Consider the following 23,483-nt stretch of genomic DNA (forward strand, 5'->3'; position numbering starts at 1 on the left):
TCCGCTACCTCCTCTCCCTCCTCCCGCAGAACAACCGGGAGGCACCACCCACCGCCGACGGCGGCGACCCGGCGGCGCGGCGCACCGAGGCCCTGACGGAGCTGGTCCCGGCGGACGGCAACCGGCCCTACGACATGCGCCGGGTGATCGAGGAGATCGTCGACAACGGCGAGTACCTGGAGATCCACGAACGCTGGTCGCCCAATGTGCTGTGCGCCCTGGCCCGGCTCGACGGCCACGTCGTCGGACTGATCGCCAACCAGCCCCAGTCCCTTGCGGGTGTGCTGGACATCGGGGCGAGCGAGAAGGCGGCCCGCTTCGTGCAGTTCTGCGACTCCTTCAACATCCCGCTGGTCACCCTGGTCGACGTACCGGGCTTCCTGCCGGGCGTCGACCAGGAGCACGGCGGCATCATCCGCCACGGCGCGAAGCTCCTCTACGCCTACTGCAACGCGACCGTGCCCCGCATCTCACTGATCCTGCGCAAGGCCTACGGCGGCGCCTACATCGTCATGGACTCCCAGTCCATCGGCGCCGACCTCACCCTCGCCTGGCCCACCAACGAGATCGCGGTGATGGGCGCGGAGGGCGCCGCCAACGTCATCTTCCGCCGCGAGATCGCCGCCTCGGACGACCCGGAGACGGTCCGCGCCCAGAAGATCAAGGAGTACAGGACGGAGCTGATGCACCCCTACTACGCGGCCGAGCGCGGCCTGGTCGACGACGTGATCGACCCCGCCGAGACGCGGGCGGTGCTGGCTTCGGCCCTGGCGATGCTCCGCACCAAGCACGCGGACCTTCCGGCCCGCAAGCACGGCAACCAGCCCCAGTGACCGCACCGGCAGTCCACCGCGAAGGAGACCGTATGCCCCTGTCCGACGAACCACTGTTCCGCGTGGTGCGCGGCACACCCACCGAGTCCGAACTCGCCGCCCTCGCCGTCGTCCTCCTGGCCCTCAACACCCCGGAACCGATGCCCGCCCCGGTCACCCCCCTGGCGGCCTGGCGCCGCCCGTCCTACACCCACCCGACCAGTTGGCAGGAGGCGGCATGAGCACCGGGGCGAGCGGGGCCGGGGGGACCGGCGTGAGGGGCGGGACCGGGCTGAGTAGTTGAGGAGCTGAGGGGCTAACGCCGGCTGCGTGCGGCGCGGGCGATCGTGACGACCGCCTTCTCCAGGGCGTACTCGGGATCGTCCCCGCCGCCCTTCACCCCGGCGTCGGCGTCGGCCACCGCGCGCAGCGCGACCGACACTCCGTCCGGTGTCCAGCCCCGCATCTGCTGGCGCACCCGGTCGATCTTCCACGGGGGCATGCCCAGCTCCCGCGCCAGATCGGCCGGGCGCCCGCCGCGCGCGGACGAGAGCTTGCCGATCGCCCGCACACCCTGCGCGAGCGCACTGGTGATCAGCACGGGCGCGACGCCGGTCGACAGGGCCCAGCGCAGGGCCTCCAGTGCCTCGGCCGCCCGCCCTTCCACGGCCCGGTCGGCGACGGTGAAGCTGGAGGCCTCGGCCCGCCCGGTGTAGTACCGCCCGACGACCGCCTCGTCGATGGTCCCCTCCACGTCGGCGACCAGCTGCGAGACGGCGGACGCAAGCTCCCGCAGATCGCTCCCGATGGAGTCGACGAGTGCCTGGCAGGCCTCGGCCGTTGCCGACCGCCCGGCCGCCCTGAACTCACCGCGCACGAAGGCCAGCCGGTCGGCCGGCTTGGTCATCTTCGGACAGGCCACCTCCCGCGCACCGGCCTTGCGGGCGGCGTCGAGCAGCCCCTTGCCCTTGGCTCCGCCCGCGTGCAGCAGCACGAGGGTGATCTCCTCGGCGGGCGCCCCGAGATACGCCTTCACGTCCTTGACCGTGTCGGCCGAGAGATCCTGCGCGTTGCGCACGACCACGACCTTGCGCTCGGCGAAGAGCGAGGGACTGGTCAGCTCGGCGAGCGTGCCGGGCTGCAACTGGTCCGAAGCCAGGTCCCGCACATCCGTGTCGGCGTCGGCAGCCCGGGCAGCAGCCACCACCTCCCGCACAGCACGATCAAGCAGAAGCTCCTCCTGGCCCACGGCAAGCGTCACCGGGGCGAGAGGATCGTCATTCGAAGTCTTCCTGGCCATCGCGCCCAGCATGTCACGCAGCACTGACAACGCAACGTCCACGGCCGCACCGCAAGGGGCGCGGGGAACTGCGCGCCCAGCCACACCCGACCCGCAGCCGCCACTGAACGGGCAGGCCCAAGGCGAACCGGCGGCACACGCTGACCCGGCGGAACCGGCGGAATTGCCAAAACCTACGGCTCCTCGCGCCAGCCCTCCCACTCCCCCGCAAAAGCATCCAGCTCCCCGGGATCCAACCGCCCCGCCTCATCCCGCAGAACAACCAACCACTGCGCGTCCTCGGCATCGTCCTCCCCGGCCAGGGCATCCCGCACCAGCTGCGGCTCCTCCATGACCCCGAACCGCTCCCCGAGCTCCTGAGCCACCTCCTCGGCGGCATCCCGGTCGGGCAGCACCAGCACATGTCTCACATCACTCACACCGGCCATTGTCCGACAGACGCGCAGGGCACCGCACAGGTCGCTGCACAGGCCAATGCACAGTCACCCCTCGCGAACGGACAGTCACCCCTTGCGAACGGTCGGCACCGACCCCAGCTCGATCCCGAACCGCTCCCGGTACACCCCGAGCACCTCCTCGTCCGATCCCAACTCCCGCTCCTCCCGCACCCCATCGGCACCGGTGCTCTTGAAGGTGCGCCCGCTGAGCGTGATCCTCCCGCCGTCCTCCGTCACCCGTGAGCACACCAGCGACCGCACGAAGTGCGACCTGGGCGAGGTGCTGTGCCACCACGCCCCGGCCACGAAGTCACCGAGCTCACGGGGCCGCACCTCCAGCCGGTACTGCGGCCTGCCGTCGAACAGCACATCCAGGTCGGGCCCGGCCTCGACGATCCGGAACACACCGGCCGGGTCCTTCTGCTCCCCCCTCTCCGCGAACGCCAGCGGATAGTGGCTGTGCGCCCCGAAGCCCACGTCCGCCAGCCACTCGGCCCCGTCCGCCGTCCGCACCCGCAGCGCGAGATGGTCGTACGGGATCCCTAGGCGCCCCTCGTCCCCGTGCACCCGCGCCGCGAGCAGCGTGACCCCGAACCCGAGCTCTTTGAGCAACGCCCCGAACGCACCGTTGAGTTCGTAGCAGAACCCTCCCCGCCGCGCCCCCACCACCTTCTCCACCAGCCGGTCCTCCTCCAGCACGATCTCCTCGCCGAGGTGCACCGACAGGTTCTCGAAGGGCACGGTCCGCAGATGGCGCAGCTGCAGCTCGCGCAGCACCTCGGCGGTGGGAGTGGTGGGCCGGTCCGCAGGCCCGATCCCCAGGCGGCTGAGGTAGGCGTCGGCCTGTTCGATGTCCATGCCCTCAGTCTGTCGCCACCCGCAACCCCCCGCCCGCCCCCGCGACCGCGAGCGCCCCGTCCTGGTCCGTCCGCAGCACCACCGCACCCTCGGCCCGCAGCGCCGCGACCGTGCTGGGAGCGGGATGGCCGTACAGGTTGTGCTCACCACAGCTGATGAGCGCCAGCCGTGGCGCCACCCTGCGTATCAGCTCCGGGTCCTGGTACGCCGAGCCGTGATGCGCCACCTTGAGCACGTCCACGCCACCCAGCAGTGCCCCTTGCGGTGACCTCAACAGGGCCTGCTGAGCCGGGGGTTCGAGATCCCCGAGCAGCAGCAGGCGGAGCCCGGCGGTCCTGACCAGCAGGGCGACGCTCGCGTCGTTCGGCCCGTCCGGATCCGGTGCCGGGCGCGGCGGCGGCCACAGCACCCGCCAGGACAGCGAACCAGTGCGCCGCTCCTCCCCAGCCGTGGCCACGGTCAGCGGAATGTGCCGGGCCGCGGCCTCCCTGCGGACCGACGCCACCTGGTCCGCCGGCTCCTCGAAGCTTGTCGTCTCGATCGCCCCCACCGAACGCCCCCGCAGCACACCGGGCAGCCCGGCCACATGATCGGCGTGGAAGTGGGTCAGCACGACGAGCGGGATGCGGGTGATGCCGAGCGTGCGCAGACAGTGGTCGACGAGCGTCGGATCGGGCCCGGCGTCCACCACGACGCCACTGCCGTCCCCCGCCGCGAGCACCGTCGCGTCGCCCTGCCCCACATCGCACACCGCGAACCGCCATCCCGGAGGCGGCCACCCCGTGATCACCCTGGTCAGGGGCGGCGGCTGCACGACGACGAGCACGAGCAGCGCCCCGCAGGCCGCGCACAGCCAGGGATGTCTCAGCAGCCGTCGGCCGACCAGCAGGACGGCCGCCGTGGCCAGGGCGAGCAGGGCCGCCCCGCTCCAGCTGCCCGGCCAGTCCACTCCCCCGCCCGGCAGCGCGGCCCCGGTGCGGGCGATGTCCGCGATCCAGGAGGCGGGCCAACTCGCGCACCAGGCAAGCGCCTTGGCCGCCGGCATCAGCACCGGGGCCGTCGCAAGCGCCGCGAATCCCAGCACCGTGGCAGGCGCCACCGCGACCTCCGCGAGCAGATTGCACGGCACCGCCACCAGACTCACCCGCGCCGACAGCACGGCGACGACCGGCGCGCACAACACCTGCGCTGCCGCCGCCGCGGCCAGCCCCTCGGCGAGCCTCGGCGGAACCCGGCGCCGCCGCAGCGCCTCGCTCCAGCGCGGAGCAACCGTGAGCAGGGCGCCGGTGGCCAGTACGGAGAGCAGGAAGCCGTAACTCCGCGACAGCCAGGGGTCGTAGAGCACGAGCAGCAGCACCGCCGCCGCCAGCGCCGGGATCAGCGACCTGCGGCGTCCGGTTGCCAGGGCCAGCAGCACGACGCTCCCGCAGGCCGCCGCCCGCAGCACACTCGGATCCGGTCGGCACACCACCACGAACCCGAGCGTCAGCGCCCCGCCGAGCACCGCGGTCGTCCGCAGCGGAATGCCGAGCCGCGGTGCGAGCCCCCGCCGCTCCGCCCGCTGGGCCGTGCCCGGCGGTCCGAGGAGCAGGGCGAGGATGATCGTGAGGTTGCTGCCGGACACCGCGAGCAGATGCGTGAGGTCGGTCTCCTTGAAGGCCTCGTCCAGCTCCGGGGTGATCCGCGAGGTGTCCCCGACGACCAGTCCCGGCAGCAGCGCCCGCGCGTCGCCCGGCAACCCGTCGGTCGCCTCCCGCAGCCCGGCCCGCAGCCGCCCCGCGAACCGCTGCACCCCCGAAGGACCGGTCACCACCTCCGGCGGCCCGTGCCCCCGTACCCGCAGCACCCCCGCGATCCGGTCACCCCCGACCGCGGCGGGCGCCGACCTGGCCCTGATCCGCACGTGGGTGGAGGGCAGCAGGTCGAGCCAGGGCGAGCGTGATCCCGAAGCGGGGGCCCGCCCATCGCCCGCCTCCGCCCCCTTCCCCGCCCCCGTCTTCCCCTCCGCCTCCGCCACCGAACCGGACCCATCCGCTCCCCCCTCCGAACCAGGCCCGCCCGCTCGCGCATCCACGATCACCAGCACCGGCGTACGCGTGACCACCGCCGTCCCGTCCGCCTTCTCCACCCGCCGTACCTCCGCGTCCATCACCACGGAGGCCGGCACCGCGTGGTCCCCTCTGATCCGGGGCCGGGTGAGCCGGGGGTCGGAGGTGATCTCGACCTCGGCAATCACCATGGCGTACTGCCGCGCCAGTTGGGGCACGGGTCCGCGCCTTACATCGGCTCCGTGCAGTCCGGCGGAGACGGCGGCCCCGGCGACGCAGAGCAGCACGGCGGCGGCAGAGACCCGCGGCCACCGCCCTGGGCCACCGGGCACACCCAGGAGCACCCCTCGTCGGCGCACCGCCAGCAGCACCGCAGCCGCGGCCGTGCACACCACCGCGACACCCGTGACCCACCCCGGCGTCGCGCCCAGCGTCGCCGCGGCCGTCGCCCAGGCCGCGAGCGCGGGCGGTACCAGACGCAGATCCGTCGGCCCCTCCTGCCGTGGGTGCGCCGCGCCGAGCCGTCCCGCGGCCGCGGCATGGACGGCCTGGCGAGCCGGAGGAGCGGGAGCGCGCCTCATGGCCGTACGAGATCGCGGAGATCGGCGAAGCGGCGGTCGCCGATGCCGTTGACGTCGCGCAGCTCGTCCACCGAGCGGAAGCCGCCGTGCCGCGTGCGGTAGTCGACGATGTGCTGGGCGAGCACGGGGCCGACGCCGGGCAGGGTGTCGAGCTGGTCCACGGTGGCGGTGCTGAGCGAGACCGGGGCCGCGGGCGCACCTCCCGCCGCCGTACCGGACGAGCCGCCGGCGGCCGCGGCAGGCGCCGGAGCCGCGGGGGCGCCGACGATCACCTGCTCCCCGTCCACGAGGAAACGGGCCCTGTTCAGCCCGTCCAGTTTCGTGCCGGGACGCACCCCTCCGGCCGCGCGCAGCGCGTCGACGACACGCGACCCGGCGGGCAGCCGGTGGATCCCGGGCTCACGAACCTTGCCCGAGACGTCCACGACGATCTCGGCCCCGGCCGAGCGCGGGGCACCGGGCGCCCCGGTCGGACCGTCCGGCTCGGACGCACCGCTCCCCTTCCGTTCCCCGAACGGGGTTGCCGCCCGCACCACTTCGGGCGCCCGCACGGACTGTGTCCGCCCGGTCCAGAAGTGCTGGACGGCGAAGACGGCGGCGACGACGAGCAGCACCGAGAGCGCGAGAACACTGCGCCGCTCCAGCCCGCACCGCGTCTGCAGCCACAACGGCATCCGCTCCCGCAGAGCCAGCCCGGCCCGCGCCCGCCAGGCTCCGGAGGACGCGCGGAACCCCGACGCGGGCTGCCGCAGATCCGGCCGCCCACACTCCTCAACACGAGGCGCCGACAACCCCGGCTCCTCGACAGGCCCCGGCTCCTGCTCAGCAGGATCCAAACCCCCCGGAGGCCCCGAATCCCCCGGATCCCTCGGCGGCCCCGCCCCCGATTCCCGCCACTCCCGCCACTCCTGCCCCCGCCCCGGAAACAACAACTCCGCGCGCCTGCGGACCTCCTCGGCCGATCCATGCCGCCGCCGCCCGGCCCCGCCGTGGATCGGCAACCGCTGTCGACGGATCCGCCCATCGGTGGCGGGACCCCGCCCCGGCCCGCTGGAGACGGTCGCTGTACGTGGTGAGTGTGATCGAAGTGCCATGCGGCGAGGATCGGACAGATCACCGAACTCGCGATGATCTTGCTCAATTCCCGTGGACGGCCGGGCGGTTGTGGAAAACTCCCTCACCCGGACGGGCGGGGGCAGGCGCGCGGCAGGTCAGCGCGGCGAGACGACGACCCCGAGCAACCCGGGCCCGGTGTGCGCCCCGATCACCGCTCCCACCTCGCTCACATGCAGATCCGCCACCCCGGTCACCCGCGTCCGCAACCGGTCCGCGAGGGCCGACGCCCGCTCGGGGGCGGCGAGATGGTGGACCGCGATGTCGACCGGCGCGCTGCCGGCACGGTCGGCCGCGATCTCTTCGAGGCGAGCGATCGCCCTGGACGCGGTGCGCACCTTCTCCAGGAGTTCGATCCGGCCGTCGTCCAGCTGCAGCAGCGGTTTCACGGCGAGCGCCGAGCCCAACAGGGCCTGGGCGGCGCCGATCCGGCCGCCGCGGCGCAAGTAGTCGAGGGTGTCGACGTAGAAGTAGGCGCATGTGCCGGAGGCCCGCTTCTCGGCGGCCGTGACGGCCTCGTCCACCGTGCCGCCCGACTCCGCCGCCTCCGCCGCGGCGAGCGCGCAGAACCCGAGGGCCATCGCGACCGTCCCGGTGTCCACCACCCGCACCGGCACCGGCGCCTCGCGCGCCGCCATGACCGCGGCGTCGTACGTGCCCGACAGCTCGGCCGACAGATGGAGGGAGACGATGCCGCTCGCGCCGGACTCGGCGACCTTGCGATAGGTCTCGGCGAACAGCTCGGGGCTCGGGCGCGAGGTGGTGACGGGACGCCGTTTCTGGAGGGCCTGGGCCAGCGACCGGGTCGAGATCTCGGTGCCCTCCTCCAGTGCCCGGTCACCGAGGACCACCGTCAGGGGTACCGCTGTGATGCCGTGGCGCTCCATCGTCCGCGGCGGCAGGTAGGCCGTTGAATCGGTGACGATCGCGACATGGCGGGACATGAGCTGGAGGTTACCTGCCGTAGCGGCCGGGCGGCAGCCCGGCCCCTCTCACCTGGTATGCCCTTGACCGGATCAAGTAGTGCTCTCGGGGCGGGGCTTCTTCTGCCATGGGTAGGCCGGGCGCTGTCCCGGTGGGGTGATGGCGGCCCGCGTCGGCTCCTCGGCCGTGGCCGACCGGGGTGTCTCCGGCCAGGTCTGCTGCGCCGTCGCCAGGTCGGCGGGCGGGGCGTCGGGCCACTGCGAGGGCGCGGCCGCGGGCTCCTCGCGCGTCCAGTGCCGCAGGGCGCCGGCCTCCACGTCTATCTGGGTGCTCAGGGCGTCCAGGTCGTCGTCGGCGAAGCGGTGCGCCCGGTCGCGTGCGGCCCAGCGCAGCGAGTCCGCGGAGTGCGTGATGCGCTCGGTGCGCTCGCGCAGGCCGGGCAGCCGCTCGGCGAGCGTTTTGCGGTCCGGCTCCGCCTCCAGGCGCTTGAGTTCGCCGTCCAGTTCGTGTCCGTGGGCGCTGAGGCGCTCGAAGAGGCCCACGGCTTCCTTGAGGGACTCGTCCTCGGGCACGCCCGCGTACAGCGCGTCCTGGGTCGCGCGCATCGACGTGCGCAGCTTCAGGCGCAGTTGGGCCAGCTCGCCCGCCGGTCCCGGCTGGGCGATGGACTTGGCGCGCAGGGTGTGGTCCTCGACCGTGCGGCGGGCCTGCGAGATGGTCCGGTCCACGCCGCGCTTGGCGGCGCCCACCACCTTCACCGTGGCGTAGACCCCCAGGCCCAGGAAGAGCACGAAGAGCAGCGCGAACACTGCGATCACTGCTTCCACGTCGCTCCTCCTCGGCACCCGCGGCACGCCCGCGCCGCTCTTCCACGGTAAACGAGACGGGCAGGTACGGAGTTCCAGAAGAACCCCGAACCTGCCCGTAGGGGACTACCCGGATGCGCTCACGCCCCAGGCCGCCGGCGCCCGCGCTCCCGCCGACGCCATAGCCCTACGCCGTGACGATGTTCACCAGCTTCGGCGCCCGCACGATCACCTTGCGGATGCCCGCCCCGTCCAGTGCCGCGACGACCTTCTCGTCCTCCAGCGCGACCTTCTCCAGCTCCTCCTCGGAGATGGACGGCGAGACCTCCAGCCGCGCCTTGACCTTGCCCTTGATCTGCACGACGCAGGTCACGGACTCGTCCACGACGTAGCGCGGGTCGGCGACCGGAAAGTCCTGGTGGACGACCGAGTCGGTGTGGCCCAGCTTGCGCCACAGTTCCTCGGCGATGTGCGGGGCCAGCGGCGCGACCAGCAGCACCAGCGGCTCGGCGACCGAGCGCGGCACGGGGCCTCCCGCCTTGGTCAGGTGGTTGTTCAGCTCGGTGACCTTGGCGATGGCGGTGTTGAAGCGCAGGCCCTCCAGGTCCTGGCGTACGCCGTCGATCGCCTTGTGCAGGGCGCGCAGCGTGTCCTCGTCGGGCTCGGCGTCCACCACCGTCACGGCGCCGGTCGCCTCGTCGACGACGTTGCGCCACAGCCGCTGCAGCAGCCGGAACTGGCCCACCACCGCGCGCGTGTCCCACGGCCGCGAGACGTCCAGCGGGCCCATCGCCATCTCGTACAGGCGCAGCGTGTCGGCGCCGTACTCGGCGCAGATCTCGTCCGGAGTGACCGCGTTCTTCAGGGACTTGCCCATCTTGCCCAGCAGCCGGGAGACCTTCTCGCCCTGGTAGTAGTACGCGCCGTCGCGCTCCTCCACCTCGGCGGCGGGCACCGCGATGCCGCGGCTGTCGCGGTAGACGTAGGCCTGGATCATGCCCTGGTTGAACAGCTTGTGGAACGGCTCCGCGGAGGAGACGTGCCCCAGGTCGAACAGGACCTTGGACCAGAAGCGGGCGTACAGCAGGTGCAGTACGGCGTGTTCGGCGCCGCCGACGTACAGGTCGACGCCGCCGTGCGGCTGACCCTCGCGCGGGCCCATCCAGTACTGCTCGATCTCCGGGTCGACCAGCCGCTCGCTGTTGTGCGGGTCCAGGTAGCGCAGTTCGTACCAGCACGAACCGGCCCAGTTGGGCATGGTGTTGGTCTCGCGCCGGTACTTCTTCGGCCCGTCGCCCAGGTCCAGGGTGACGTGCACCCAGTCCTCGTTGCGCGACAGCGGCGTCTCGGGCTCGGTGTCGGCGTCGTCCGGGTCGAAGGTGCGCGGCGAGTAGTCGTCGACCTCGGGCAGCTCCAGCGGCAGCATGGACTCGGGCAGCGCGTGGGCGATGCCCTCCTCGTCGTAGACGATCGGGAACGGCTCGCCCCAGTAGCGCTGGCGGCTGAACAGCCAGTCGCGCAGTCGGAAGTTGACCGTGCCCTCGCCGATGCCCTTGCGGGCCAGCCACTCGGTGATGCGCGCCTTGGCGTCCACGACGCCCAGGCCGTCCAGGGATACGCCCTCGCCCGTGGAGTTGACGATCTTCGCGTCGTACGACACGAAGGCCTCGTCCCAGGCGGAGGTGTCGGTGCCGCGGCCGTCGGTCGGCTCGACGACACACTTGATCGGCAGCTCGAAGGCGCGCGCGAACTCGAAGTCACGCGTGTCGTGGGCGGGGACGGCCATGATCGCGCCGGTGCCGTAGCCCATCAGGACGTAGTCGGCGATGAAGACGGGGATCTGCTCGCCGTTGACCGGGTTGGTCGCGTACGCGCCGATGAAGACGCCGGTCTTGTCCTTGGCCTCGGCCTGCCGCTCGACGTCCGACTTGGCGGCGGCCTGCGCGCGGTAGGCGGCGACGGCCTCGGACGGGGTCGCGTGACCGCCGGTCCACACGTCGTGGGTGCCCTCGGGCCAGGCGGCCGGGGTGAACTTCTCGACCAGCGGGTGCTCGGGGGCCAGCACCATGTAGGTGGCGCCGAACAGGGTGTCGGGGCGCGTGGTGAAGACCGTGATGCGCTCACCGTCGATCGGGAAGTCGACGCGGGCGCCCTCGGAGCGGCCGATCCAGTTGCGCTGCTGCAACTTGATCGCCTCGGGCCAGTCCAGCTCCTCCAGGTCGTCCAGCAGCCGGTCGGCGTAGGCGGTGATGCGCATGTTCCACTGGCGCAGCTTGGCCTTGAAGACGGGGAAGTTGCCGCGCTCGGAGCGTCCGTCGGCGGTGACCTCCTCGTTGGCCAGCACGGTGCCCAGGCCCGGGCACCAGTTGACGGGGGCGTCGGAGGCGTACGCCAGGCGGTACTCGCCCAGGATGTCGGCGCGCTCGCCGGCGCTCAGCGCGCTCCAGGTGCGGCCGCCGGGAACCGCGCGCTCACCCGACTCGAACTGGGCGATCAGCTGCGCGATCGGGCGGGCCTTGCCGGACTCCTCGTCGTACCAGGAGTTGAAGATCTGCAGGAAGATCCACTGGGTCCACTTGTAGTAGTCCGGGTCGATCGTGGCGAACGACCGGCGCTTGTCGTGGCCCAGGCCCAGCCGGCGCAGCTGGGACTTCATGTTCACGATGTTGGACTCGGTGGACACGCGCGGGTGCGTGCCGGTCTGCACGGCGTACTGCTCGGCGGGCAGGCCGAAGGCGTCGAAGCCCAGGGTGTGCAGGACGTTGTGCCCGGTCATGCGCTGGAAGCGGGCGTAGACGTCGGTGGCGATGTAGCCCAGCGGGTGGCCGACGTGCAGGCCCGCACCGGAGGGGTACGGGAACATGTCCATGATGAACTTCTTGGGCCGCGCGACGACGGCCGGGTCACCGGCCAGATCGCCCTCGGGGTTCGGCGCCGCGTAGGTGCCCTCGGCGTCCCAGACGTCCTGCCAGCGTGCCTCGATCTCGGCCGCCATGGCGGCCGTGTAGCGGTGCGGCGCTGCCACCTCGGCGGCGGCAGCGGGGTTCGTCTCGCTCATGGTCCTCAAAGCTCCATCGATCGTCTCTGCCGACTGCTGCGACTTCCCGGAAATGAAAAATCCCCTCGCACAGGAGGGGACGCCGCGCCGATTCCGACCATCCGGGTCGCCCGGCGGTCGGGACTGATCAGCGCGGCTCGCTAAGCAGAAGGCGTACGGCACGCATGCGGTTAGGGTACCGCAGCGCTTGAGCACGATGCGACGCGCTTCCGTATGGGTCTCTGGTCCCGGTGCCGGATCCGGACAACAACTGAACAGAAGTCAAAAGTTACTTCGCGTAACACCCGACACCAGGACAACACAACGACTCCACTGCCCTTGCATAACAACCCAATAACTCAAACCTCGTACCCATCGGTATGGCGCCACCTAGAGTTCGGCAGCGGGACCGCTTTCCCGAAACTGCTCGGAGTTGCCCCCATGAACCCTCGTCGTAGCAACAGCACGCTCCCCAAACCGGGCCGGTCGGCCTACGGGGTGGCGTCGGCTGTCATCCTGCTGCTCATACCCGTCGTCGTCCTCCTCGGCGGCGACTGGCTGCAGCAGTTCCTCAACTTCGGTGCGGGCGTCCTGTCGCTCGTCTGCCTCACCTGCTCGGTGATCTGGGGCCTGGTGGCCCAGGACCGGCTCATCCTCAACATCCGCCAGCGCATCGTGGCGCAGGGCATCCACCGCGTGACCGCCGTCGCCTCGATCGCGTTCCTCCTGATCCACATCGGGGTCAAGCTCGCCCTGGACCACGCCGACTGGATCGCCGCCCTGATCCCCTTCGGCTGGCTGTTCACCGGCACCGGCGGCGCCAACCCGGGCAGCGCCACCCTGATCGGCATGGGCTCGCTGGCCGCCTACCTCATGATCTTCGTCGGCATCACCGGCGCCCTGCGCAACCAGTTCGCCTCCCCCGCCCCGATCGCCGCCCGCTGGCGCGCGATGCACATGCTGGCCTACCCGTCCTGGTGCGCGGCCCTGATCCACGGCCTGTACGCGGGACGCCCGGCGAAGACGTTCTTCATGGTCTCGTACGAGCTGTGCGTGGTCGCCGTCGCCGCGGCCCTCGCCCTGCGCGCGGCTCCGCGCCCGTTCAAGCGGAAGGTCGCCGACCGCCTCGCCCTGTTCCTGGGCAACGAGCCGGTACCGGTCCGCGACGACCTGGAGACCAGCCGCGCACGCGCCTCCGAGGCCCCCTCCGCACTGCCCGGCTACGAGGGCCGGCGGGCCCCCAAGCAGCCCGCCACCGACACCGGCAGCATGCCCCGCTACGAGGCCCCGGCCGCCCGCACCATGACCCCGGAGGCCGCGAACGGCTTCGCGGCCGCCTACCGCGCCGTCACCCCGCAACAGCAGGGCGGCGGGCAGTCCTACGGGGCCGACCAGACCGCCCGCATGGACCTGCCCCAGGACATGCAGGCGACGGGGCCGATCCCGCGCGCGGACGGCGGCACCGGCAGCTGGCCGGTCCCCTCGCCCCCGCCGGTCGGCGAGGCGCCCCCGTCGGCGTACGACCCGATGCAGGACACCGGATACAACATCCCGGCCTATGGCAATTCGGGCACGGCCGCCTATCGCAACAGTGATGTGTACGACACCGGTGAGACAAACAACCTCTACGGCACGTACAACCCGAACGACACGTACAACAGCGGTCCCGCCAATGAATCAACGCCCGGTACGTCCTACGACACACCGGGTTCGGGCGAACCTTGGAACACGCCTTCCGGAGGCTATAGGTGAACGAGGCCCTGCCCGACGTTCCAGAAGTCCGCGTGGTCGGGCTTCCGCAACTCACGTCTGGCTTCGACCTTGTCGAACGGCTCGACCTGTCCATGCACCTCAAGGTGCACGGCCCGCTCGAGCCCCTGGGCGGCGAGCAACTCGCGAAGCTGGCCGAGAACATCAATCTGAAGGGCCGCGGCGGAGCGGGCTTCCCGTTCCACAAGAAGCTGCGCTCGGTGGCCGAGTCGGCGATCAAGCGCGGTGTGCGCCCGGTCGTCGTCGTCAACGGCAGCGAGGACGAACCGGCCTGCCGCAAGGACACGGTGCTGATCAACCGTGCCCCGCACCTGATCCTGGACGGCGCTCTGCTGGTCGCGGAGGCGCTGGGTGCCCGCACGCTCGTGGTGGGGGTCACCCGTGAGTCGACGCAGCGCTCGATGGAGGCCGCGCTCTCCGAACGCGGCCTGAGCAACGGCCGCCGCTCCGCGCTGAAGGCCTGGGTGCAGCGCAACCCGGTGCGCATGGTCACCGGCGCCGCCGCCTCCCTGATCCGCTCGATCGACGGCGGCCCGGCCATCCCGCCCGGCCGCAAGGTCAGCGCCTCGCAGAACGGCGTCGGCGGCGCGCCCACCCTGCTGTCCAACGCCGAGACCTTCGCCCAACTCGCCATCGCCGCCCGCATCGGCCCCGAGCGCTACGGCAACACCGGCCTCTACGACGAGCCCGGCACCGTCATGCTGACGGTCTCCGGCGCGGTCGCCCGCCCCATGGTGATCGAGGTTCCGACGGGCGTACCGCTGCGCTACGTCCTGCAGCTGGCCGGCGCCCCGCCGGTCCCGCAGGGCGTGCTGACCGGCGGCTACCACGGCAAGTGGATCGACGCGGCGACAGTCAACGAGGCGGTCGTCTCTCGCAACTCCCTTGACGCGGTGGGCGGTTCGCTCGGCGCGGGAGCGATTCTGCCGATCAGTCAGGAGACCTGCCCACTGGGCGAGTCGCTGCGGGTGGCGCAGTGGCTGGCCGAGGAGAGCGCGGGCCAGTGCGGCCCCTGCTACCTCGGTCTGCCGGCCGCGGCGCGCGGCATGGAGGACATCCTCAACGGCGGTGGCCCCGCCGCATTGGAGGCGCTCAAGCAGGTCGCCAAGAACGTCAAGCGGCGCGGCGCGTGCTCGCACCCGGACGGCTCCGCGATGTTCCTGGAGTCCACCGTCAAGGCGTTCACCGACGACCTCGCGGCGCATGTCCTCGGCAACGGCTGCGGACGGCCCGTGGAGGGCGTCCTGCCGCTCTTCGAGGGCGGTCAGATGCCCACGGGCATCCCGGGCGGCGCGGAGCCCGCGGAGACCGGAGCCAGCCGGCAGAAGATCTACGTCGACTGGACGCTGTGCCGCGGCCACGGCCTGTGCGCGGACATCCTCCCGGAGGTCTTCGAGCTCGGCGCCGACGGTTTCCCGACCGTCGCCCAGGCACAGGTGCCGCGCTACGCCGAGGCCAAGGCGCTGCGCGCGGTGCGCCGCTGCCCGGCACTGGCCCTGCGCATCGAGGAGGAGACGCCGCGCGACAAGGCGCCGTCGCGCAATCTGCCGGTCGTCTCCCAGGGCCGCGGACGGCGGGCGCTCGGCCGCTGAGCGGCGGGCAACCGGCCCCGCACAGACAAAGATCCCGCCGGATCGTGATGATCCGGCGGGATCTGCTGTGGAGCTAAGGAGAATTGAACTCCTGACCTCCTGCATGCCATGCAGGCGCTCTACCAACTGAGCTATAGCCCCGTGCCGTGGACCGCCCGGTCTCCCCGGCGGCGACGCCAACATTACACGCTCCCCCGGGGGCAACACCAAATCGTTTCCCCGGCCCAGGGACCGGGCCGAGGCGTCACGCGGTGACGAACGAGTAGAACCTCTTGAGCGTGCAGTGCTCCTCCAGAAGGCGCCCGTAGATCGGCTCGCCCTCCAGTTCGCGGTACGTCTCGATCGGGTCGCCCTTTATGATCAGCGCCCGCGCGCACTCCTCGCACCAGTACTGGTAGTCGGGGTTGACGGGCTCCATGTCCCGGACGATCGGCGTACCGCTGCCGCACCAATCGCACTTGCGCCTGTGTGCACCCATCGATCAGCTCCAGCTGTGGCCGCAGGCCGTGCACACGTAGGAGATTCCGCCGTTGTCACCGAGGACCTGGGCGACATGGACGGAACCGCAGGAAGGGCAGCTCAGACGGGTGACCGTGTCCCGTGTCGACGCCGCTTCGAGGAGGTGGCCGACCTCCTCGAGGATGCACGCAGGCATCACAGCTCCCTCCCGTCGGGCCGCGCTCCCTTCCGGCCGTTTGATTCTGCCACGGCCGGACCAATACGGTCAGCGACGCCTCAGTACCAGTACGGACACGCACCGCCCAGAGCGCCTCCACAGAGGTATACGCCTGCGCGCCCCAAGTGACTCAGGCCGGACAGGAACAGACAGAAAATCCCGCCTCCTGACGGAGACGGGATCTTGTTGTGGAGCTAAGGAGAATTGAACTCCTGACCTCCTGCATGCCATGCAGGCGCTCTACCAACTGAGCTATAGCCCCATCAGGTTCTTCCCGCTCGGCGGGGCGAACAAGAAGAACTTTAGCCTGCGACCTGCCGGAAAGTGAAATCCGCTCAGTCGTCGTCGCCGAGCACCGGTTCCGGCAGGGTGCCGGCGTTGTGCTCCAGCAGGCGCCAGCCTCGGGCACCCTCGCCCAGGACGGACCAGCAGCAGTTCGACAGCCCGCCGAGGCTCTCCCAGTGGTGGGCCTCGAGGCCCAGCAGACGGCCGATGGTGGTGCGGATCGTCCCGCCGTGGCTGACCACGACGAGCGTGCCGTCGTCGGGCAGCTTCTCGGCGTGCCGCAGCACCACGGGGGCGGCCCGATCGGCCACCTCGGTCTCCAGCTCGCCGCCGCCGCGGCGGACCGGCTCGCCGCGCTTCCAGGCGGCGTACTGCTCGCCGTGGCGCGCGATGATCTCCTCGTGCGTCAGGCCCTGCCAGTCGCCCGCGTAGGTCTCGCGCAGCCCCTCGTCGTGGGCGATCTCCAGGCCCGTGAGCGCGGCCAGCTCGGCCGCCGTGTCCGCGGCCCGCCGCAGGTCGGAGGCGACGATCGCGTCCGGCTCGAGGGAGGCGAGCAGCCGGGCGGCGCGGCGGGCCTGGGCGATGCCGGTCTCGGTGAGCGCGACGTCCGTGGTGCCCTGGAAGCGGCGCTCCACGTTCCACAGCGTCTGGCCGTGCCGCCACAGGATGACGCGGCGCCCGCGGCCCGGACGACCCGCGGACACCTCACCGGTGGCGCTCACCACTCACCGCCGAGATCGGCCGCCTCCTCGGCGGCCTGCGTCCTGGCGTGCTCCTCGGCCTTGCCGCGGGTGGCCTTCGCGTCGGCGGGCAGCTCCAGCTCGGGGCAGTCCTTCCACAGCCGCTCGAGGGCGTAGAAGACGCGCTCCTCGCTGTGCTGGACGTGGACGACGATGTCCACGTAGTCGAGCAGGACCCAGCGGGCCTCGCGGTCGCCCTCGCGGCGTACGGGCTTGGCGCCGAGCTCCTTGTTCAGCCGCTCCTCGATCTCGTCGACGATCGACTTGACCTGGCGGTCGTTGGGTGCGGAGGCCAGCAGGAAGGCGTCCGTGATCGACAGGACGTCGCTGACGTCGTAGGCGATGATGTCGTGCGCGAGCTTGTCGGCGGCCGCCTGGGCGGCGGTGTTGATGAGCTCGAGGGAACGGTCAGTGGCGGTCACTACGTGGCTTTCGGTCGGCGGTCTGTTGACATCAAGGGTCTCACGGAGCGCCGGGAGCACCCCACGTGATTATCGGATCACGTGGGGCGTCGGGGCCGGGCGGTTGTCGCCGGTCAGGACGACGACGGCTTGTAGTCCTGGCCGAGGACCACCGAGACGTCGGCGTTCGAGGTGGTCTTGCCCTTGCTCACCGAGCCGGCGGGCAGCCCCAGGGTCTTGGCGACCTCGGTGGCGTTCTCCTTGTCCTTGGCGTCCGCGTAGACGACCTCGGAGGTGGCCCTGGCGGTGCCGGTGCCGCCCTCCAGGAAGGTGAAGCCGCCGTTGAGGAGCACCACGCGGGCCTTGTCGGTGTTGGCCTTGACCCCGCTGGCGTTCTGCACCGAGACCCGGACCGCGGAGCCCTGGTCGGGGCTCTTCGCGGTGCCGCCGAGGATGTCCTTGACCACGCTGGCGCTGGCCTGCGCGCTCAGGGTGCCGTCGCTCTGGACCGGCAGCAGGGCGGTCTTGTAGTCGCCGCCCTTGGCGAGGTCGGCGAGCTTGGCGAGGAAGGTGCCGAGGTCCTTGTCGGTCAGCGACGGGTCCAGGATCTGGGCCAGTGTCTGCACGGTGGTCGTCGCGGCCGTCGGGTCGGAGGACAGCTTGCGCAGCACGCCCGCCATGACCTGGCCGAACCGCTGCAGCTGGGCGTTCTGGGCCTCGCCGGAGGCGCGGTAGGTGGCGTAGGCGACGGCCGCCTTGCCGCTGAGGGTCTGGTCCTTGCCCTGGTGGACGAGCGGCTCGGTGCCCTTCTTCTTGGCGGTCGGGTCCGGTACGTCCGTGTTGGTGTCGACCTCGATGTTGCCGACGAGGTCGACGAGGTTCTGCAGATACGGGGTGTCCAGCCGCCAGGTGCCCTCGATGTCGGTGCCGAGGACCGTGTCGAGGGAGTCGCGGGTGCCGGAGGAGCCGTCGTCGTCGACCGACTTGGACAGCGTGGTCGTGGTGCCGTCGTCGTCCGTCAGGGAAAGGGAGTTGGGCAGCAGCACGGTGGTGCCCTGCTTGGTGGTCGTGTTGTCGACGAGCAGCGCGGTGGAGGTGCCGCCGCCCTTGGTGTTGTGCAGGTGGACGACGATCACGTCGCGGTTCTGGGCGCCCGCGGCCGTCGTGGTGCCGCCCTTCTTCGAGCCGGACGACAGGCCCGGCAGCTTCCCGGCGTACCAGAGGTAGCCCACGCCGCCGACCGCGACCAGCGCCAGGACCACGACGAGACCGATGAGGCGGCTGCGGGCGCGGCGCTTGGCCTCCTCGCGGCGCTCGGTGCGGTTCTCGGTGAAGTTCAGCCAGTCGATGACGTCCTCGGAGTCCCCGTCGGGCTCCTCGACGAAGGCGAACTGCTCGGTGTGGTAGTCCTGTTCGGGCCTTTCGGGGGCCTCGGTGTCCTCGGCCGGACCGGCCTGCTGCGGGATGTAGGCGGTCTGGGCGGTCTGCTCGGCGACGCGGGGCTGCCGGCCGCCGGCCGCGGCCTGCCCGTAGGGGTCGTACGGCTGCTGGGGCGCGCCGCCGGTGGCGTAGGGGTCGTAGGACGGCGTGACGGGCTGCTGGCCGGTGCCGTAGGGGTCGTACTGCTGCGGCACCGGCTGCTGGGTGCCGGTCGCGTATGGGTCGTAGCCGTAGCCCTGCTGCTGCGCGTACGGGTCGTAACTCTGCTGGGGCGCCTGCTGCGCGGCGATCTGCCGGTATATGGGCCGGCCGTACTCGTCGTAGCCGACGACCTCGTACTGGTCGCCCTGGTCGCCGCCGTACCCCGCGTCGTATCGGTCGTTCACCGGTGCCCCTTTCGGTTCACTCGCCGCGGTACAGCTCGCGCTTGTCGATGTAGCGCACGACCCCGTCCGGGACCATGTACCAGATGGGGTCCCCCTTGGCGACTCTCGCACGGCACTCCGTGGAGGAGATGGCCAGCGCGGGAACCTCCACGAGCGAGACGCCGCCCTCGGGCAGGCCGTGGTCGGTCAGATGGTGGCCGGGCCGGGTGCAGCCGATGAAGTGTGCCAGCGAGAACAGCTCCTCGGAGTCCCGCCAGGTGAGGATCTGGCCGAGGGCGTCTGCGCCAGTGATGAAGAACAGGTCCGTGTCGGGGTTGAGCGCCCGCAGGTCGCGCAGGGTGTCCACGGTGTAGGTGGCGCCGCCCCGGTCGATGTCGATGCGGCTCACCGAGAACTGCGGGTTCTCGGCCGTCGCGATCACCGTCATCAGATAGCGGTCCTCGGCCGGGGAGACGTCGCGGTGCGTCTTCTGCCACGGCTGGCCGGTCGGCACGAACACCACCTCGTCCAGCTGGAACTGCGCGGCGACCTCACTGGCCGCCACGAGGTGCCCGTGGTGGATCGGGTCGAACGTTCCGCCCATGACGCCCAGGCGGCGCTTGCCGTTGTTCGCCGCGCCCTTCACCGGACCGGTAGGCATGTCCTGCTCTCCCATGCGTGCAGACCCTACCGGCCCGGCCTGAGAGGTCCGGCCCGGCCGGTCCTTCGGGGCGGTCCGCAGGGGGTTCAGCGGTCGCGGTTGAAACGGGTGGTGATCCACAGCAGAAGCAGCAGGACGAACAGGGCGCCGCCGCCGGTGAGGTAGGGGCTGAGGCTCTCGTGATTGCCGCCGTGCTCGCCCTCGGCGGCGAGAGGAAGCAACTGGGCGGCAGCGCTGTGGAAGCTCGTCATCGACAGAACCTATCGGTGTGGGCGGGACAAAGATGTCGGCCAATCGTAATCGGGCGCCCTCGCCGCGATCACGCCGACTCCGCCGTTGGGGAACCCGGGGCGGTCCTCAGTCGTCCTTCTGCTTGTAACCCCGCATCAGGAACCACCCGGTGAGCGCGCACCCCACGATCATCACGATCAGCACGATCCGGAGCAGATTCCCCGGCCCTTGGTGCGGGGCGGCGCTCGCGGCCTCTGCGAGCCACGTGGCGGCTGCGGTGTGCTCCATGGTGCTGGACTCCTTCGGTGTAGTGCCCGTCCACGGTAACTCCGCCTAGGCTGGTGCTTGCTTCGGGGGCGCGTAAGGCCGCACAAGGGCCCGCACGGGGCCACTCACACGCACATGGGGGACACATGTCCGACGACGGCCACGAGCACAACGGACCCGAGAACGTACCGAGCAGGCAGCGCAGGCGCTTCCCCGGTATCTCCTCGCGTGCGTACGAGCACCCGGCCGACCGCTCCGCCCTGGTCGCGCTGCGCAAGCTGAGCGGCTTCGACACGGTCTTCAAGGCGCTCAGCGGGCTGCTGCCCGAGCGCAGTCTCCGGCTGCTGTTCCTGTCCGACTCGGTGCGAGTCTCGGACGAGCAGTTCGCGCACCTCAACGACATGCTGCGGGACGCCTGTTACATCCTGGACCTGGAGAAGGTCCCGCCGATGTACGTCAACCAGGACCCGCAGCCGAACGCCATGTGCATCGGCCTGGACGAGCCGATCATCGTGGTCACCACCGGGCTCGTCGAGCTGCTCGACGAGGAGGAGATGCGGGCGGTCGTCGGGCACGAGGTGGGCCACGCCCTGTCCGGCCACTCCGTGTACCGCACGATCCTGCTGTTCCTGACCCAGCTGGCGATCCGGGTCGCCTGGATCCCGCTCGGCAACCTCGCGATCATGGCGATCGTGACGGCACTGCGCGAGTGGTTCCGCAAGTCGGAGCTCTCCGCCGACCGGGCGGGGCTGCTGGTCGGGCAGGACCTGCGGGCCTCGATGCGCGGCCTGATGAAGATCGCCGGCGGCAACCACCTGCACGAGATGAACGTGGACGCCTTCCTCAAGCAGGCCGAGGAGTACGAGGCGGGCGGCGACCTGCGCGACTCCGTGCTGAAGATCCTGAATGTGCTGCCGCGGACCCACCCCTTCACCACCGTCCGCGCGGCCGAGCTGAAGAAGTGGGCCGAGTCCCGCGACCACCAGCGGATCATGGACGGCCACTACCCGCGCCGCGACGAGGACAAGAACACCTCCGTCTCCGATTCCTTCCGCGAGTCCGCGGCGAGCTACGCCGGCCATGTGAAGAGTTCCAAGGACCCCCTGATGAAGCTCGTCAGCGACATCGCCGGCGGCGCCGGGGGCCTGGGCGGGCGCGTGCGGCGCGGCTTCGACGGGTTCACGGGCTCGTCGACCTCGCAGGAGCACCCCCCGAAGGACGAGCCGCCCACGGAGGAGGAACACTGAGCGCCTCCGGGCGACTGCTCCGCCCTCAGGGGCGCGGGGAACTGCGCGACCGGCCCCCACCGGGCCGCGGTGGACGACCGGCCGTGCGCGTCCGGTGGGCAGCCCCCTGCGCCCCCGTCACACCTTTGGCTGCGCCCCGGTGGCCAACGTCCCGCACAAAGCCGTGAACCCGCCCGTCGCGTACGGGTCGGTGCCTGCCGGGCCGCCCGCCCTGGCCGTCTGGCCCGCCAGCAGCGGGCGCAGGTGGTTCGTCGAGTCCTCGGCGCAGGACAGCGGGCCGGCCTGCACATAGGAGACGGTCAGCTGGGCCTGGCGCAGCCGCAGGTCGTCGCGGTCGAAGCGGAAGTGCAGCTCGCGCCGGACGGTGAACAGCGAGGCCTGCGCCTTGGCGCCCGAGCCGGTCGGCCTGAGGGCGTAGACGAAGGTGTGGTCCGCGGTGACCTCGAGCGTCGAGGCGTCGGTCTCGGCGACCTGCAGGCTGCCCTGGACGCGGATCCTGTCGTCGGCGAGCTCGGCGCGGGTCTGGTCGAAGCGAACCAGCCATCCGGTGGGCTGGTGCCGCCCGTCGGCCGCCGGATGCTCGAAACTCTGGTCGAACTGGTCGAGTTGGGCGCCGTCGAGCAGGACGCGCACGACATGGACGTCCTGGCCGCCGATGACCTCGGGATACAGCGCGGACTTCACGATGTAGTCCTTGGCCGCGCTCAGGGCGGCGACCACCTGGCTGTCCGAGAAGTGCGCGGTGCGCCGGGCGGCGGGCAGCGGAATGCCCTCGGCGCCGATGCGGAACCGCGCGGCCGGGCTGTGCGCGTACAGGAACTCGGGATCGGTGGCGCCCGGCACGCGGCCCTGCGGGGAGAGCGGGATGACGGTCATCCGCAGGGGTTCCACGGGCTGCCGGGCGACGGGGGTCTGGTACGGGTGGCGCACGCCCATGTAGATCGCGGTGCCGAAGGCCACCGCGATCAGCAGGACGAGGATCAGCGCCTGCCGGGACAGGCCCCGGTGCAGCGGCGGACGGCGGCGCACGGCGGGCGCGTGGTCGGCCATGCGCTCTTGCGCGGAGAACTCCTGGAGGCGGGCAGCACGGACGAACGACTCGTCGAACACGACGGATCGGTACTCGTCCTCGCCACCTCCGGGGGCGCCCTCGGGTGTCCCCTCAGGTGGGTCTCCAGGCCCTCCCATACCTTCAGGGTAGGTCTCCGGGACCCGCGGTAAACGCCCTGCTGCACGACAACTTCTGACAGGTTCTCACCAGGTTCCGACAGCGGTGCCGGGGGGCGGTTCCGGGCGCCGCTCAGGGGCTGCGCGGGATCACCGGGATGGCGGGCTGGGAGGTGTCGACGGAAGCGGAGGGGGCCGACGCGCTGCCCTGTTCCAGGCCGGTCGAGGCGGGCGGTGGCACCTGGTCCCGGTTGCCCGAGGAGGCGCCGCGGTAGACCGCCGCGAAGGCCAGCGCGACCATGCCGATGCCCATCACGATGGCGAGCATCCAGGCGACGGGGCGGTGCCAGCGGACCTGCTTCCCGTACGTCCCCGAGGTGCCGTAGCGGCCTTCGAGGACGTCGGCGTCGTCCAGGTCGTCGAACTCGGGATCATGGCCGAAACCGGTGCGGTCGTCGGAGCCGAACCCTTCCTCGTACCGCTCGCCCCTGGCGTGGGCCCGGCGGGCTTCCGCCTCGGAGGCCTCGGCTCTGGCCTGGGCGGCGGCAAGGAGGCGTTCGACGGCGGTGGGCTCGTGCACCACGGCCGCCCGTACGAAGGCCTCGTCGAACACCACGGAGGCGAACTCTTCGTCCGACACCCCGCGGTCGTGGTCGTCGTCGGGCTCCCAGCCGTCAGGGAACGGCGTGCCCCCCACGTCCTCCGGCACATGTCCAGAGTAGACC

Annotated in this window: 23 protein-coding genes and 2 tRNA genes; 5 read left to right on the top strand and 20 right to left on the bottom strand. The window is 71.5% G+C overall.

All coding sequences use genetic code 11. The annotated features are described in order from the left end of the window. Positions 1–833: acyl-CoA carboxylase subunit beta (locus JYK17_RS23875; RefSeq protein ID WP_308011700.1), on the top strand; the 833-nt coding region annotated here is incomplete at its 5' end. Positions 834–865: 32 nt separating this feature from the next. Next, positions 866–1,054, top strand: coding sequence for an acyl-CoA carboxylase epsilon subunit (locus JYK17_RS23880; protein WP_108014626.1), 189 nt, complete (start codon positions 866–868; stop codon positions 1,052–1,054). Positions 1,055–1,128: 74 nt separating this feature from the next. On the opposite strand, the gene holA is transcribed toward JYK17_RS23880, so the two are convergent. The 8 genes from holA to leuS form a co-directional block, all read right to left on the bottom strand. Further along, on the bottom strand, positions 1,129–2,112 hold the full coding sequence (gene holA / locus JYK17_RS23885) for a DNA polymerase III subunit delta (RefSeq protein ID WP_181362595.1): 984 nt from the start codon (positions 2,110–2,112) through the stop codon (positions 1,129–1,131). A 173-nt stretch (positions 2,113–2,285) separates the two neighbouring features. Further along, positions 2,286–2,531 (bottom strand): hypothetical protein, encoded by a 246-nt coding sequence (locus JYK17_RS23890; RefSeq protein ID WP_108014780.1) that lies wholly within the window; start codon positions 2,529–2,531, stop codon positions 2,286–2,288. 84 nt (positions 2,532–2,615) lie between these two features. After that, positions 2,616–3,407 carry an arylamine N-acetyltransferase family protein gene (locus JYK17_RS23895; protein WP_108014627.1) on the bottom strand — a complete coding sequence of 264 codons (792 nt, stop codon included), beginning with the start codon at positions 3,405–3,407 and terminating at the stop codon, positions 2,616–2,618. A gap of 4 nt (positions 3,408–3,411) precedes the next feature. Continuing rightward, positions 3,412–6,036 (bottom strand): ComEC/Rec2 family competence protein, encoded by a 2,625-nt coding sequence (locus JYK17_RS23900; RefSeq protein ID WP_222811149.1) that lies wholly within the window; start codon positions 6,034–6,036, stop codon positions 3,412–3,414. Continuing rightward, on the bottom strand, positions 6,033–7,130 hold the full coding sequence (locus JYK17_RS23905; protein ID WP_108014629.1) for a ComEA family DNA-binding protein: 1,098 nt from the start codon (positions 7,128–7,130) through the stop codon (positions 6,033–6,035). The genes JYK17_RS23900 and JYK17_RS23905 overlap by 4 nt, the downstream gene beginning before the upstream one ends. Before the next feature lie 117 nt (positions 7,131–7,247). Beyond that, positions 7,248–8,093 (bottom strand): DegV family protein, encoded by an 846-nt coding sequence (locus JYK17_RS23910; RefSeq protein WP_108014630.1) that lies wholly within the window; start codon positions 8,091–8,093, stop codon positions 7,248–7,250. A gap of 72 nt (positions 8,094–8,165) precedes the next feature. Continuing rightward, complete coding sequence (locus tag JYK17_RS23915; protein WP_108014631.1) at positions 8,166–8,900, bottom strand: hypothetical protein; 735 nt, start codon at positions 8,898–8,900, stop codon at positions 8,166–8,168. A 166-nt stretch (positions 8,901–9,066) separates the two neighbouring features. Beyond that, the gene (gene leuS / locus JYK17_RS23920) at positions 9,067–11,937 is read right to left on the bottom strand and encodes a leucine--tRNA ligase (protein WP_108014632.1); all 2,871 of its coding nucleotides are present in this window, start codon (positions 11,935–11,937) and stop codon (positions 9,067–9,069) included. Positions 11,938–12,357: 420 nt separating this feature from the next. On the opposite strand from leuS, the gene JYK17_RS23925 reads away from it, so the two are divergent. Further along, positions 12,358–13,668 carry a ferric reductase-like transmembrane domain-containing protein gene (locus JYK17_RS23925; protein ID WP_181362596.1) on the top strand — a complete coding sequence of 437 codons (1,311 nt, stop codon included), beginning with the start codon at positions 12,358–12,360 and terminating at the stop codon, positions 13,666–13,668. After that, positions 13,665–15,278 (top strand): NADH-quinone oxidoreductase subunit NuoF family protein, encoded by a 1,614-nt coding sequence (locus JYK17_RS23930; RefSeq protein WP_108014634.1) that lies wholly within the window; start codon positions 13,665–13,667, stop codon positions 15,276–15,278. The genes JYK17_RS23925 and JYK17_RS23930 overlap by 4 nt, the downstream gene beginning before the upstream one ends. A 68-nt stretch (positions 15,279–15,346) precedes the next feature. Here the strand turns inward: JYK17_RS23930 and JYK17_RS23935 are convergent. The 10 genes from JYK17_RS23935 to JYK17_RS23980 form a co-directional block, all read right to left on the bottom strand. Beyond that, positions 15,347–15,419: transfer RNA gene (locus JYK17_RS23935), tRNA-Ala, on the bottom strand. Positions 15,420–15,522: 103 nt separating this feature from the next. Next, complete coding sequence (locus JYK17_RS23940; RefSeq protein WP_003976229.1) at positions 15,523–15,756, bottom strand: hypothetical protein; 234 nt, start codon at positions 15,754–15,756, stop codon at positions 15,523–15,525. Between the two features lie 3 nt (positions 15,757–15,759). Next, positions 15,760–15,933 (bottom strand): hypothetical protein, encoded by a 174-nt coding sequence (locus JYK17_RS23945; protein WP_016435233.1) that lies wholly within the window; start codon positions 15,931–15,933, stop codon positions 15,760–15,762. 210 nt (positions 15,934–16,143) lie between these two features. Beyond that, positions 16,144–16,216: transfer RNA gene (locus JYK17_RS23950), tRNA-Ala, on the bottom strand. A 73-nt stretch (positions 16,217–16,289) separates the two neighbouring features. After that, complete coding sequence (locus JYK17_RS23955; RefSeq protein ID WP_108014782.1) at positions 16,290–16,961, bottom strand: histidine phosphatase family protein; 672 nt, start codon at positions 16,959–16,961, stop codon at positions 16,290–16,292. After that, on the bottom strand, positions 16,958–17,401 hold the full coding sequence (rsfS, locus tag JYK17_RS23960; RefSeq protein WP_016435231.1) for a ribosome silencing factor: 444 nt from the start codon (positions 17,399–17,401) through the stop codon (positions 16,958–16,960). Before rsfS ends, JYK17_RS23955 begins: the two co-directional genes overlap by 4 nt. A 113-nt stretch (positions 17,402–17,514) precedes the next feature. Beyond that, entirely contained in the window at positions 17,515–19,206 is a 1,692-nt protein-coding gene (locus JYK17_RS23965) for an LCP family protein (protein ID WP_128802935.1), read from the bottom strand. Positions 19,207–19,222: 16 nt separating this feature from the next. Then, positions 19,223–19,861 carry a nicotinate-nucleotide adenylyltransferase gene (gene nadD / locus JYK17_RS23970; RefSeq protein WP_108014636.1) on the bottom strand — a complete coding sequence of 213 codons (639 nt, stop codon included), beginning with the start codon at positions 19,859–19,861 and terminating at the stop codon, positions 19,223–19,225. A 71-nt stretch (positions 19,862–19,932) separates the two neighbouring features. Then, positions 19,933–20,097 (bottom strand): hypothetical protein, encoded by a 165-nt coding sequence (locus JYK17_RS23975; protein WP_164932241.1) that lies wholly within the window; start codon positions 20,095–20,097, stop codon positions 19,933–19,935. Between the two features lie 106 nt (positions 20,098–20,203). Further along, positions 20,204–20,365, bottom strand: coding sequence for a hypothetical protein (locus tag JYK17_RS23980; RefSeq protein ID WP_164932240.1), 162 nt, complete (start codon positions 20,363–20,365; stop codon positions 20,204–20,206). A 125-nt stretch (positions 20,366–20,490) separates the two neighbouring features. On the opposite strand from JYK17_RS23980, the gene JYK17_RS23985 reads away from it, so the two are divergent. Then, a complete protein-coding gene (locus JYK17_RS23985; RefSeq protein WP_108014637.1) occupies positions 20,491–21,591 on the top strand; it encodes a M48 family metallopeptidase in 1,101 nt (366 codons plus the stop codon). Positions 21,592–21,708: 117 nt separating this feature from the next. On the opposite strand, the gene JYK17_RS23990 is transcribed toward JYK17_RS23985, so the two are convergent. Further along, positions 21,709–22,779 carry an SCO2583 family membrane protein gene (locus JYK17_RS23990; protein ID WP_108014638.1) on the bottom strand — a complete coding sequence of 357 codons (1,071 nt, stop codon included), beginning with the start codon at positions 22,777–22,779 and terminating at the stop codon, positions 21,709–21,711. A 112-nt stretch (positions 22,780–22,891) separates the two neighbouring features. Next, positions 22,892–23,467 carry an SCO2584 family spore wall biosynthesis protein gene (locus JYK17_RS23995; RefSeq protein ID WP_234547800.1) on the bottom strand — a complete coding sequence of 192 codons (576 nt, stop codon included), beginning with the start codon at positions 23,465–23,467 and terminating at the stop codon, positions 22,892–22,894. Positions 23,468–23,483: the final 16 nt, after the last annotated feature.

Source organism: Streptomyces plumbidurans (assembly GCF_019857225.1).
GTDB classification, from domain to species: Bacteria; Actinomycetota; Actinomycetes; order Streptomycetales; family Streptomycetaceae; genus Streptomyces; species Streptomyces plumbidurans.

What these genes read in the sequence shown, in the direction of transcription:
- JYK17_RS23880 (WP_108014626.1), top strand. Translation starts at nt 866, where the DNA reads ATGCCCCTGTCCGACGAACCACTGTTCCGCGTGGTGCGCGGCACACCC.
- holA (WP_181362595.1), bottom strand. Translation starts at nt 2,112, where the DNA reads ATGGCCAGGAAGACTTCGAATGACGATCCTCTCGCCCCGGTGACGCTT.
- JYK17_RS23895 (WP_108014627.1), bottom strand. Translation starts at nt 3,407, where the DNA reads ATGGACATCGAACAGGCCGACGCCTACCTCAGCCGCCTGGGGATCGGG.
- JYK17_RS23900 (WP_222811149.1), bottom strand. Translation starts at nt 6,036, where the DNA reads ATGAGGCGCGCTCCCGCTCCTCCGGCTCGCCAGGCCGTCCATGCCGCG.
- JYK17_RS23905 (WP_108014629.1), bottom strand. Translation starts at nt 7,130, where the DNA reads ATGGCACTTCGATCACACTCACCACGTACAGCGACCGTCTCCAGCGGG.
- JYK17_RS23910 (WP_108014630.1), bottom strand. Translation starts at nt 8,093, where the DNA reads ATGTCCCGCCATGTCGCGATCGTCACCGATTCAACGGCCTACCTGCCG.
- leuS (WP_108014632.1), bottom strand. Translation starts at nt 11,937, where the DNA reads ATGAGCGAGACGAACCCCGCTGCCGCCGCCGAGGTGGCAGCGCCGCAC.
- JYK17_RS23925 (WP_181362596.1), top strand. Translation starts at nt 12,358, where the DNA reads ATGAACCCTCGTCGTAGCAACAGCACGCTCCCCAAACCGGGCCGGTCG.
- JYK17_RS23940 (WP_003976229.1), bottom strand. Translation starts at nt 15,756, where the DNA reads ATGGGTGCACACAGGCGCAAGTGCGATTGGTGCGGCAGCGGTACGCCG.
- JYK17_RS23945 (WP_016435233.1), bottom strand. Translation starts at nt 15,933, where the DNA reads ATGCCTGCGTGCATCCTCGAGGAGGTCGGCCACCTCCTCGAAGCGGCG.
- nadD (WP_108014636.1), bottom strand. Translation starts at nt 19,861, where the DNA reads ATGGGAGAGCAGGACATGCCTACCGGTCCGGTGAAGGGCGCGGCGAAC.
- JYK17_RS23975 (WP_164932241.1), bottom strand. Translation starts at nt 20,097, where the DNA reads ATGACGAGCTTCCACAGCGCTGCCGCCCAGTTGCTTCCTCTCGCCGCC.
- JYK17_RS23980 (WP_164932240.1), bottom strand. Translation starts at nt 20,365, where the DNA reads ATGGAGCACACCGCAGCCGCCACGTGGCTCGCAGAGGCCGCGAGCGCC.
- JYK17_RS23985 (WP_108014637.1), top strand. Translation starts at nt 20,491, where the DNA reads ATGTCCGACGACGGCCACGAGCACAACGGACCCGAGAACGTACCGAGC.
- JYK17_RS23990 (WP_108014638.1), bottom strand. Translation starts at nt 22,779, where the DNA reads ATGGGAGGGCCTGGAGACCCACCTGAGGGGACACCCGAGGGCGCCCCC.